6 protein-coding genes are annotated in these 11,383 nt (G+C 72.5%); 3 read left to right on the top strand and 3 right to left on the bottom strand.

The window, feature by feature from the left end; genetic code table 11:
* Positions 1-6: 6 nt before the first annotated feature.
* Both RKD05_RS08395 and RKD05_RS08400 read right to left on the bottom strand, forming a co-directional pair.
* Positions 7-645 (bottom strand): acetylxylan esterase, encoded by a 639-nt coding sequence (locus RKD05_RS08395; RefSeq protein ID WP_424709336.1) that lies wholly within the window; start codon positions 643-645, stop codon positions 7-9.
* Positions 542-991, bottom strand: a complete 450-nt coding sequence (locus tag RKD05_RS08400) for an acetylxylan esterase (protein WP_424709337.1) — start codon at positions 989-991, stop codon at positions 542-544. Before RKD05_RS08400 ends, RKD05_RS08395 begins: the two co-directional genes overlap by 104 nt.
* Positions 992-1,246: 255 nt before the next feature.
* On the opposite strand from RKD05_RS08400, the gene RKD05_RS08405 reads away from it, so the two are divergent.
* From RKD05_RS08405 to RKD05_RS08415, 3 genes are all read left to right on the top strand, one after another.
* Entirely contained in the window at positions 1,247-6,862 is a 5,616-nt protein-coding gene (locus tag RKD05_RS08405; protein ID WP_424711799.1) for an alpha-L-arabinofuranosidase C-terminal domain-containing protein, read from the top strand.
* Positions 6,859-10,455: a proline dehydrogenase family protein gene (locus RKD05_RS08410; protein ID WP_424709339.1), complete on the top strand. Its 3,597-nt coding sequence runs from the start codon at positions 6,859-6,861 to the stop codon at positions 10,453-10,455. Before RKD05_RS08405 ends, RKD05_RS08410 begins: the two co-directional genes overlap by 4 nt.
* A 65-nt stretch (positions 10,456-10,520) precedes the next feature.
* Positions 10,521-10,679: a hypothetical protein gene (locus RKD05_RS08415; protein ID WP_424709341.1), complete on the top strand. Its 159-nt coding sequence runs from the start codon at positions 10,521-10,523 to the stop codon at positions 10,677-10,679.
* A gap of 78 nt (positions 10,680-10,757) precedes the next feature.
* On the opposite strand, the gene RKD05_RS08420 is transcribed toward RKD05_RS08415, so the two are convergent.
* Positions 10,758-11,339 (bottom strand): 1,2-dihydroxy-3-keto-5-methylthiopentene dioxygenase, encoded by a 582-nt coding sequence (locus RKD05_RS08420; RefSeq protein ID WP_424709343.1) that lies wholly within the window; start codon positions 11,337-11,339, stop codon positions 10,758-10,760.
* Positions 11,340-11,383 lie beyond the last annotated feature (44 nt).

Below are 11,383 nucleotides of genomic sequence, written 5' to 3' on the forward strand. Positions count from 1 at the left end.
GGGGCGTCAGCCCGAAAGGCCGAACCGGGCGTCGAGCCACGCGACCTGACGCGCCCAGTGCCGCGATCCGCCGCCCTCGTGACCGTTGTACGCGTAGACCTCGATCGCGGCGTCCTCGGATGCCAGGGCGTGGAACGCCGCGAACACCCCTGACGGCAGCACGATGTCATCCATCAGTCCGACCGAGAAGAACGCGGGGACCGCGATCCGTCGCGCGAGGATCGCGCCGTCGATGTGCGACAGCGTGTGGAGGGCGGCCGCGGTGTCGTCGCGGTGGATCGAGAGCCACCGCGTGACCTCGGTGAACGGTGGGGAGGGGGTGCGCACGATCGCGTTCGGGATGTCGCACAGGAACGGCACGTCCGGCATCACTGCGGCGACCGCGTCGCCCGACAGCGCCGCCGCGGCGATCGCGAGCGCGCCGCCCTGGCTGCCGCCGGTGACGGCGATGCGGGTGGCATCCACTCCGGGAAGCTCGCGGACCACGTCGACCAGCCGCGCGGCGTCGGTGTACAGGCGGCGGTAGTAGTACTCGCGCGGATCATGGATGCCACGGGTCATGACGCCCGGGTAGGCGGCGGTGGATCCGTGGGGGTCGGGGGTGTCGCCGATGCTCCATCCCGAGCCCTGGCCGCGGGTGTCCATGATGACGTGCACGTAGCCCGCGGCGGCCCACGCGATCTTGTCGCCGGGGAGGGCCGCGACCGCCGCCGTACCCGATGAACTCGACGACCGCCGGTAGCGGTTCGTCGCCGTGGGGGCGCACGACCCAGCCGCGGATCTCGTCTCCCGCGTACCCCGTGAAGGTCAGGTCCTGAACCGACAGGGCCCGGACGGGACCGTCCACCGCGGTGAGCGTCGCGGGACGGGCGGCGGCGCGGGCCTCCGCGAGCGTCTCGGTCCAGAAGGCATCCAGGCCCTCGGGCTCGATGAGCTCCGGGCGGTACTCGTGCAGCAGGTCCAGCGGCATGTCGGTGAAGGTCTGAGCCATGGCGGTCTCCAGTGGTCGGGGCGAATCGACAGTAGCGAACCAGGGTCGCGGCCGGGCGCCGGAGGCGCGTCGGACGCAACATGCGCCCTTTCGTGTGAAGCCTCACATTTCGCGACCGGGAGCGCTACCACGGGTGAGGACTGTTGACACGGACGCTGGACAACCTCAAAGATGATGCGAAAGTGAGCGCTCACAATTCGAGCCCGCTTCCGCCGGCCCCCGCCGGATCACCCATCGTCGAGGAGGACGATCTTGGTGCTGTCACGCCCCCGAACCCCTGAGGCCGCGCGCGGGAGGACACTCCGTCGCGCCGGTTCCCTCCTGGCCGCTGCCGCCGTCGTCCTGAGCGGGCTCGTTCCCGCGGTGGGTGCGGCCGCGGCGCCGCTGCCCGTGCCGCTGGCGTCGTACGACTTCGCCGCGACGACGGGGACCACCGTTCCCGACACGTCCGGCCACGGTCACGCCGCGACGATCCGCGGCACCGGCTTCGCCCTCGACGGCGACAAGCTGTCGCTCCCGGGCGGGGCGGCGGGGTCGAACGCCGCGTACGTCGAACTGCCCACCGGACTCTTCGACGGCCACAGCACCGTGACGGTGTCCGCGTGGCTGCAGGACCGCACCGGGGCGGGGAACCAGGCCGCGATGTTCTTCGGCACCACCGAGAACCTGCCGCAGCAGTACTGGTTGCTGAACCCGTCGAACCCCGCCGGCCGCGTGAAGTCGGTGTTCACCGACGGTCCGCGCATCGGCCAGCCGTGGACGCTCGAGCGCGGCATCTCGCCGACCGACGCGTCCCGCGGCGTCGCCGGACCCGCGGCGACCGACGCGTGGGCGCTGTACACGACGGTCATCACGCCCACCTCGATCACGGCGTACCTCGACGGCACGAAGCTCGGCACCGTGGCATCCACCCGGACCGTCGCCGACTTCGGGACCGGGCTCGTGTCCTACATCGGCAAGTCGTCGTACCCCGACCGCATCTGGAAGGGCGGCGTGCGCGACGTCGCGATCTACGACTCCGCGCTCACCGACGACGAGGTGAAGGCGCTCGTCGCCGAGGGCACGCCCTCGAACCAGCAGGACGTGGATGCCGCGGCCGCAGCGCTCGCGATCCCCGGCGCCGACGACATCCGGGGCAACGTCACCCTGCCCACCGCCGGGCAGAACGGCACCACCGTCGCGTGGACGTCGTCCGACGCCGCGGTCGTCACGGCCACCGGCGAGGTGACCCGCCCCGCGCACGGCTCCGCCGCGAAGACGGTCGAGGTCACCGCGACCGTGAGCAAGGGTTCGAGCTCGGTCACCCGCACCTTCTCGCTCGTCGTGCAGCCGCTGCCGGAGAAGCAGGAGCTCGGTGCGTACTTCTTCCCGTTCTTCACGGGCGAGAGCACGACGACCGACGAGGAGATCTCGTTCGCGACGTCGCGCGGCAACGACCCGAAGAGCTGGCTGACCCTCAACGACGGCAAGCCCGTGCTCACCTCCGACCAGGGCGAGGAAGGCATCCGCGATCCGTTCGTGATGCGCTCGCCCGACGGGGACCGCTTCTACATGCTGTCCACCGACCTCAACATGTTCGACCGCTATAACGGCGACTTCGGTCGCGCCCAGGAGGTCGGCAGCCGCAAGCTCAACGTGTGGCAGTCCGACGACCTCGTGACCTGGAGCCCGTTGCGTCAGATCACCGTGTCCAGCGCGCTCGCCGGCAACACGTGGGCGCCCGAGGCCACGTGGGACCCGGACCGCGGCGAGTACGTCGTCTACTGGGCCTCGAACCTGTACCCGAGCGCCTCGACCGACGGCCGTCGCGCCGCCGACAGCTACAACCGCATGATGATGGTCACCACCCGTGACTTCGTCACGTTCAGCGAGCCGCAGCCGTGGGTCGACGTCAAGCGCGGCGCGGGCAAGGGCACCATCGACGCCACCGTGGTGCGCGACGGCGACGTGTACTACCGCTTCCTCAAGGACGAGGCATCCATGACCGTCCGTCAGGAGCGCTCGACCGACCTGACCGCGACCGTCACGGGCTCGCTCCCCACCACCACCTCGACGCCCGGCTGGCAGCTCGTAAAGGAGCAGATCGGCGTCGGCCAGCCCAACCCGTGGGGCGGCACGTTCACCAACGGCGAGGGCCCGACGGTGTTCGCCGACAACGCCGAAGCCGGCCACTGGTACATGCTCATCGACCAGCCGAGCTACCACGGCGGCCAGGGCTACATGATGTTCGAGACCCGCGACATCGCGTCGGGGAACTGGACGTCGGTTCCGGATGCCGGGCTCCCGAGCCGTCCGCGTCACGGAACGGTCCTGCCGATCAGCGTCGCCGAGCAGCAGCGTCTGAACGCCGCGTACCCGACCGACGAGACCGCGGACTACTCGATCACCGCCGGCCCGTCGAAGGACGGTGCCGAGATCTCGGACGAGATGTACGGCGTGTTCTTCGAGGACATCAACAACGCCGCGGACGGCGGCCTCTACGCCGAGCTCGTGCGCAACCGCTCGTTCGAGTTCCTCCCGGTCGACAACCGTGACTTCACGGGCATGACGGCCTGGACTCCCGTGGGTCTGGGCGGCGGCAAGGGGTCCGCGAAGCCGGTCAACGACGCGGCGCGCATGAACGAGCGCAACCGCACGTACCTGCAGCTCGACCTGAACAACACCGGCACCGGCACGTTCGGCGTGGAGAACGCCGGGTTCGACACGGGCATCGCGCTGACGTCGGGTGGGCTGTACGACGTGTCGTTCTGGGCGCGGACCACGGCTCCGGCCGGCACGCCGGTCTCGCTCGTGCTGCGCGCCGCCGACGGCAGCGCGCTCTCCGACGCGGTCACCGCGACGGTGGCCGGCGACGGGTGGGTGAAATACACCGGGACCGTCACGGCATCCGCGACCACCGACCGCGCCCGTCTGCTCGTGCAGGCCGGCGGCACCGGCACGCTGCGCCTCGACGAGGTCTCGCTGTTCCCGCGCGACACGTTCAAGGGCCACGCGAACGGGCTGCGCAAGGACATCGCGCAGAAGATCGCCGACCTGCACCCCAAGTTCATCCGGTTCCCCGGTGGCTGCATCGTCAACGTCAACAGCCACGAGGACTACTCCGCGGCATCCGGTTACCAGCGCGCCCGGTCGTACCAGTGGAAGGACAGCGTCGGCCCCGTGGAGACCCGCGCGACCAACGCCAACTTCTGGGGCTACAACCAGTCGCTCGGCCTCGGCTACTACGAGTACTTCCAGTTCGCGGAGGACATCGGCGCCAAGCCCGTGCCCGACGTGCCGGCGCTGCTCAACGGCTGCGGCCAGGCTCTGCAGCAGACCGACCCCGCGCTGCTCCAGCGCCACATCCAGGACACGCTCGACCTCATCGAGTTCGCCAACGGCGGCGTCGACACGACGTGGGGAAAACTCCGCGCGGACATGGGCCACCCCGCTCCGTTCGGTCTCGACCGCATCGAGATCGGCAACGAGGAGAACTACCCCGAGGCGTTCATGGCGAACTTCGTGAAGTTCCGGGATGCCATCACGGCGAAGTACCCCGACATGATCCTGATCAGCAACTCGGGACCGGATGCCGAGGGCGCGAACTTCGAGAAGCACTGGGCGCAGAACCGGGCCGAGAACGTCGACATGGTCGACGAGCACTACTACCGCGACCCGTCGTGGTTCCTCTCGCACAACATCCGCTATGACTCGTACGACCGCAACGGCCCGAAGGTGTGGATCGGCGAGTACGCCTCGCGCGACAACCGCTTCTTCAACGCGCTGTCGGAGGCTGCGTACATGACCGGGCTCGAGCGCAACGCGGACGTCGTGAAGATGGCTTCGTACGCGCCGCTCCTCGCCGACCAGAGCAGCAACCAGTGGCGCCCCGACCTCATCTGGTTCGACCGCGACCAGGTGTGGGGCTCGGCGAACTACGAGGTGCAGAAGCTGTTCATGGGCAACACGGGCGACCGCGTCGTGCCGACCACCGCCGGGGGAGACCTCGCGCCGACCGGGTTGGCCGGTTCGGTGGGCCTGTCGACGTGGAGCACGTCGGCGCGCTACGACGACGTGAAGGTCACCGACCCGGACGGGAAGACGCTCTTCGCGGACGACTTCTCCGACAAGAACGACGACGGCTGGACGAAGCTCGCGAACGCGGGGTCGTGGTCAGCGGCCGACGGCAGCTACGTGCAGTCGTCGACGACGGCGAACAACACGCTCGTCGCCGGGCCCGCCCTGGATGCCACGGACTACGACGTGTCGCTGAAGGCCACGAAGCTCGCGGGTGCCGAGGGCTTCCTCGTCGGGTTCGGCGTGAAGGGGGCGGCCGACTACCTGTGGTGGAACCTCGGCGGCTGGGGCAACACCCGCAGCGTCGTGGAGAAGGCCGTCGACGGGGCGAAGTCGATCGTGACGGACACCGGGACACCGCGCGTCGAGACGGGACGCACCTACGACCTGCGCATCCAGGTGCGCGGCCCCGAGGTGACGCTCTTCGTCGACGGTCAGCAGGCCGGACACTTCACCAACACCGCGGTCGAGCCGTTCGCCCAGGTGATGACGAAGGACGAGGCGACCGGTGACGTCATCCTCAAGGTCGTCAACGCGCAGGCGAAGGAGGCCGTGACGAAGGTCGACCTCGGCGGACTCGCGGTGCTGCCGACCGCGCAGATGACCGTGCTGGCCGCGGCTCCGGGTGCGGTGAACACGGCGGAGGCCACTCCGGTGGCGCCGACCACGTCGGACGTGACCGTGAGCGGAAGCTTCACGCGGACGTTCGCGCCGTACTCCGTCACGTTCCTGCGGATGCACACCCGGACGCCCGACACCCAGGCGCCGAGCGTCACGGTCTCGAGCTCGCCCGCCGCGCCGGACGGTGCGAACGGCTGGTTCGTGTCGCCCGTCTCGGTCACCGCGACCGCGACCGATGACACCGACGCGGCCCCGCGGCTCGAGGTCAGCACCGACGGCGGCGCGACGTGGGCCGCGTACACCGGCGCGGTCACGCCGGTCGATGGCACGGCGAACCTCGCGTTCCGCGCCACGGACGCGTCCGGCAACGTCTCGGCATCCGTCCCCGCGACGGTCCGCGTCGACCGCGCCGCCCCGACGGTGACGAGCGCGGTGGATGCCACGACCCGGACGGTGCGCCTCATCGCGGCCGACGCCGCCTCCGGCGTGGACCGCATCGAGTACCGTCTGGGCGATGCCGTGACCTGGACCGCCGTGTCCGGCGCCGAGGCCGTCGTGACCGCTCCGGCGGGGGCCGTCACGGTGTCCTACCGCGCGGTCGATGTCGCCGGCAACGTCGGGGGGACGGGCTCGGCCTCGGTCGGCGCCACCGCGGGCGACCCGACGCTGGCGGTGTCGGGCGACCTGGTCGCGGGCGGGACGATCACCGTCACGGGCACCGGCTGGCCGGCGAACGCCGACGGTCGCCTCGAGCTGCACTCGACGCCGATCGCCCTCGGGGCGTTGCGCACCGACGGTGAGGGGACGTTCCGGGTGACAGTGACGCTGCCGGCGGACGTTCCGGCGGGGACGCACGATCTGGTCGCGATCGTGGGGGCCGTACAGGCGTCCGTGCCGGTGGAGATCCGTGCGGCGGCTGGGCCCGTGGTGACGACGCCCCCGGCTGCCACCGCGAGCACGCCCCTCGCCGTGACCGGCGGGACGGTGTCGATCGCCGCGCTCGTGCTGGGTCTGCTCGCGCTGGCCGCGGGGGGGTGGTGGTCCGGCGGCGGCGCCGCGTCGGCGAGAACTGACGCGCCCGCCAGGGGAGGGGTCCCGTCGCTCGTGCGGCGGGACCCCTCCCGCGTCGATTCGGGGCCACGCGGCGGGGCCGCCGGGGCCGGGCGCGTCGGCTCTTTAGGCTGTGGAGCATGAGCGAGAACGAGCCGCACGCGCACGGCCCCCTGCTCTCCACCGACCCGGTCGAGCGCGCCGTCTCCTACGCCGCGACGTTCGCGGCGCCCTCCTCCACGTCGCCCGAGATCGCGGGGTTCCTCGCACGCGCCGCGGACGGTGTACTGCGGCCCGAGGGGACAGCCGCCCCGGCCGCCGCTCTCCACCGCCTGTCGGGCGAGGTCCCGGCCGGGCTGCCCTGGGTGGCGCGCGGCGCGGTCCAGCTCGGTGCGGCCATCGCCCCTGTGCTGCCCTCCCCGGCCGTTCCCCTCGCGCGGCGCTTCCTCTCCGACGCGCTCTCGCCCCTGTTCCTCGACGCGCGCGGCGACCACCTCGGTCCGGCGCTCGCCGCTCTGAGCCCTGACGCGACCCCCGACCTGCGGCTGACCGCGCCCGCCGTGCAGGGCGAATCGGCCGCGCGGCACCGGCTCGATGGCATCCGGGCCCTCGTTGCGCGCGAGGACATGCCGCGCGTCTCCGTCGCCGTGACCGAGGTCGTCGCGGGTCTGTCGCGGTGGGCGTTCGAAGCCGACGTCGAGTACGCGGCCGAGCGGCTGCTTCCGGTGTTCCTGGATGCCGCGGGCTCGGGCACGCGCGTCACGCTCGTCGCCGAGGGACGCGACGACCTCGACCTCACCGTCGCCGTCCTCACCCGCGTGCTCGAGGAGCCGCGGCTGCGGGACGCGTCCGCCGGAATCGCGCTGCCCGTCACCGTGCCCGAGACGCTCGGAGCGCTGCGGGAACTCGCCGCGTGGGCGAGGGTGCGCGTCAGCGATGGCGGAGCGCCGCTCGCGGTGCGCCTCGACGACGCGATTCCGCCCACCGACGACGCTCTCCGCGCCGCTCGGGGCGGCTGGCCCGCTCCCGCCGTCACGGCCCCCGCCGACCTGGACGCGCTCACCGTCGCGACGGTGCGTGAAGCACTCGGCCGCCGCGCGACCGAGGGGTTGAGGGTCGAGTTCGCCACGGGCGACCCGGTGCGCGCCGCGATCGTGCGGACCCTCGCCGAGGACGCGGAGGGGCACATCGACCTCGCGCTGCCGCTCGGCGGCGGATGGAGCGTCGACGGACCACACGTCCTGCTCGTGCCCGTCGTCCATCCCGATGACGCCGACGCGGTGATCGCCGGGCTCGCCGCGCGAGGGGCTCAGCGGCATCCCGAAGACGGCGACGACGACCTCGAGACCCGCATCGCCGCCGCGTTCGCGACCCCCGAGGCGACGCCCGCGCCCGCCCGCGCCCCGCAGCGCGGCATCGCACCGACCCCGCGGCTCCTGCGCGAACCCGCGGCCGACGACGCGGGGGAGCCGGGCGGCCTGACGCAGGCGGTGCTCGGCATCGCCCGCGACGCCGCCCCCGGCGACACGCAGGCGCTCGGACCCGACGTCCAGCAGATGCTCTTCGGCGGTCAGGCGTTCGTCGACACCGCGGTGTTCTCCGTGCGCGAGACCGTGGAGCTGTCGGGCGCGGCACCCGGTTTCCGCAACGTCCCCGCCGCCGACCCCAACGTCCCCGAGGACCGCGCGTGGGCGCACGACGTCCTCGCCGCCGTCGCCGGATCGACGGCCGGGGACGCGACGGCCGCCGCCGGTCGCATCGACGATGAGGCGGGCCTGGATGCCGTGATCTCGCGCCTCCGCGACGCCGCCGAGGAGTGGGGGAGCCGAGCCGCGACCGACCGCGCCGCGGTGATCGAGGCGGCATCCCGATCGCTCGCCGAGCGCCGCGCGGAGCTGGTCGAGGTGCTCGCCTCGGAGGGCGGCGCGCTGTTCGCCGAGGCCGACGCGGAGGCCGACCAGGCCATCGACGCCGCCGCGTACTACGCCGCGACCGCGAAGGAACTGGACCGGGTCGCGGGAGCCGTGTTCGTGCCCGACCGTCTCACGGTCGTCGCGCCCCGCTGGAACTCTTCGGTCGGTCTGTGCGCGGCGGAGACCCTCGCGGCGCTCGCCGCCGGCTCCGGCGTCGTGCTCACGCCGTCGCCGCGCGCGCGGCGAGCCGGAGCCGTCGTCGCCGAGGCGCTGTGGGCCGCCGGGGTCCCGCGCGACGCACTCGCGTACGTCGACCTGAACGAAGAGGCATCCGGTCGCGCCCTGATCGTGCACCCCGGCGTCGACCGCGTGCTGCTCGCGGGGGCGCGGGAGACGGCCGAGCGCTTCGTCGAATGGCGCCCCGCCCTGCCGCTGCAGGCGCTCACGGCCGGGCGCAACGCCGTGGTCGTCACGCCGTCGGCCGACCTCGACCGGGCGGTCGCCGACATCGTCACGGGGGCGTTCGCCCGCGCCGGTCAGGCCGCGACGTCATCGTCCCTCGTCATCCTCGTGGGGGCCGTCGCGCGCTCGACGCGGTTCCTGGCGCAGCTGAAGGATGCCGTCGGGTCGCTCCGCGTCGGGCCCGCCGACGATCCGCTGTCCGACGTCGGTCCGTTGGTCGAGGAGCCCGCGGGCGACGTCCGCCGCGCGCTGACCGTCCTCGCCGACGGCGAGCGGTGGCTCGTCGAGCCGCGCGAACTCGACCTCGGCCCCGAGACCGCGGGCCGCTTCTGGACGCCCGGCGTCCGGACGGGCGTACACGCGGGCTCGCACCTGACCCGGACCGCCGTCGCGGCGCCGGTGCTCGGCATCCTGCACGCTCCGACCCTGGCCCGTGCGATCGAGCTGCAGAACCTCGTCGGCTCGGGCTTCGTCGCCGGGCTCCACACCCGCGACGCCGCCGATCTCGAGCTGTGGCTCGACACGGCCGACGCCGCGGTGCTGCGCGTCAACCGCCCCACCACGGGCGCGGTCGTGCAGCGCGAGCCGCTCGGCGGCTGGGGCGCGGCGGGCGTGGGCCCGGGCGCGATGTCGGGCGGACCGAACCGGCTCGTGGCTCTGGGGTCGTGGCGGCCGTCGTCGGGTGGTCCCGCGTCGTCGACGCTGCACCTGCGCGGGCTCGACACGCGGATATCATCGCTCATCGAAGCCGCCCAGCCGACGCTCGACTACGCCGCGTTCGAATGGCTGCGGCGCGGTGCCCTGTCGGACGCCGTCGCGTGGGACCGCGAATTCGGACGGGTGAAGGATGCCTCCCGCCTCGGTCTCGAGCGGAACCTCCTGCGGTACCGACCGACCGACGTGGCCGTGCGCGCGACCGCTGACGCTCCGTGGCAGGCGGTGCTGCGCGTGCTCGTCGCGGCCGTCCGGTCCGGATCCCGCTTCACGCTCAGCACGCCCGTCGGACTCCCCGCCGCGGTGCGGCACCTGCTCGGCGAGAGCGGCGTGCCCGTCTCGGTCGAGTCCGATGCGGAGTGGCTGCAGCGCCTGGCGGGTGGCATCCCGGATGCCGAGTCCGCCGATGACGCGGCGGTCGTCCCTCGTCCGTCGCGCGTGCGGCTCGTCGGCACGGCGGCTTCGGCGGAGGGCCTGCGCGTCGCGCTGGCCGAGACCCTCGGCGGCGACCCCACGCTGACGGTGTACGCCGGCGAGGTCACGACGGCCGGCCGCATCGAGCTGCTGCCGTTCCTGCGCGAGCAGGCGGTGTCGATCGAGGCGTTCCGCTTCGGCCTCCCCGACCCCTGGAGCGCCGCGGTCATCTGACGCGGCCGCCCCGGGCCCGCCCGCTCCGGGACACCCAACGCCCACGATCCGGTCCAGCGCCCACGATGGGGGCGGCCGGGACGTGGGCGCTCGACCCGATCGTGGGCACTCGACGGGCCACCGCCCGGCATCGAGTTTCGGGGGCGTGGGTCGAGGACGGCATCCTGCGCGTGACGCTCCCGCCGATCGCATGGGCCGCGCTCGCGCTGCGCCACGTCGTCTGAAACTCGCAGAAACGCCCCTATCTCGCAGGATTCCCCGGGGAATCTGCGAGAAAGGGGCGGATCTGCGAAGAAGCGGCGTCAGACCAGCTGGGCCCGGCGCGCGTGCAGCTCGTCGAACGTCGCGAACGACTCGGCGATGGGGTTGCCGGTGAAGTGGCCGACCCAGCCGTCGTCGTCGTGGAAGAAGCGGATGCTGACGAACTCGGGGTTCGTGCCCATGTCGAACCAGTGCGTGGTGTTGGCCGGGACCGAGACGAGGTCGCCCGCCTCGCAGTAGAGCGCGTGGACCTTCTCGTTCACGTGCAGGTAGAAGACGCCGGCGCCCTTGGCGAAGAAGCGGTCCTCGTCGTCGTCGTGGCGGTGCTCGGACAGGAAGCGCTCGCGCGAGGCGCCCTTGACCTCGTCGTAGTTCTCCTGCGCGGGGGAGAGGCCCACGATGTCGACGAGCGTGTAGCCCTCGTCCTGCTTCACCTTCTCGACCTGCTCGGCGTAGAGCGCGAGCACGTCGTCGAGGGCGGCGTCGGACGCGATCTCGTGCACGTCCCACCGGGAGAAGCGCGCGCCGAGCTCGGCGAGGGCCGCGCGGATCTCGTCCTCGTCGGTCGTCTCGAGGACGGGGCTGGTCGGGTCGGTCTCTTTCCAGACGGTCAGGAGCGTCATGGCTCCTCCTCTCGGACGGATGCGGTCGGGACGTGTCGATTGTC

This window comes from Microbacterium sp. SLBN-111 (genome assembly GCF_049739645.1).
GTDB lineage: Bacteria > Actinomycetota > Actinomycetes > Actinomycetales > Microbacteriaceae > Microbacterium.

Coding starts and splice junctions, on each gene's coding strand:
- RKD05_RS08395 (WP_424709336.1), bottom strand. CDS start 645: ATGGACACCCGCGGCCAGGGCTCGGGATGGAGCATCGGCGACACCCCC.
- RKD05_RS08415 (WP_424709341.1), top strand. CDS start 10,521: ATGGGGGCGGCCGGGACGTGGGCGCTCGACCCGATCGTGGGCACTCGA.
- RKD05_RS08410 (WP_424709339.1), top strand. CDS start 6,859: ATGAGCGAGAACGAGCCGCACGCGCACGGCCCCCTGCTCTCCACCGAC.
- RKD05_RS08400 (WP_424709337.1), bottom strand. CDS start 991: ATGGCTCAGACCTTCACCGACATGCCGCTGGACCTGCTGCACGAGTAC.
- RKD05_RS08420 (WP_424709343.1), bottom strand. CDS start 11,339: ATGACGCTCCTGACCGTCTGGAAAGAGACCGACCCGACCAGCCCCGTC.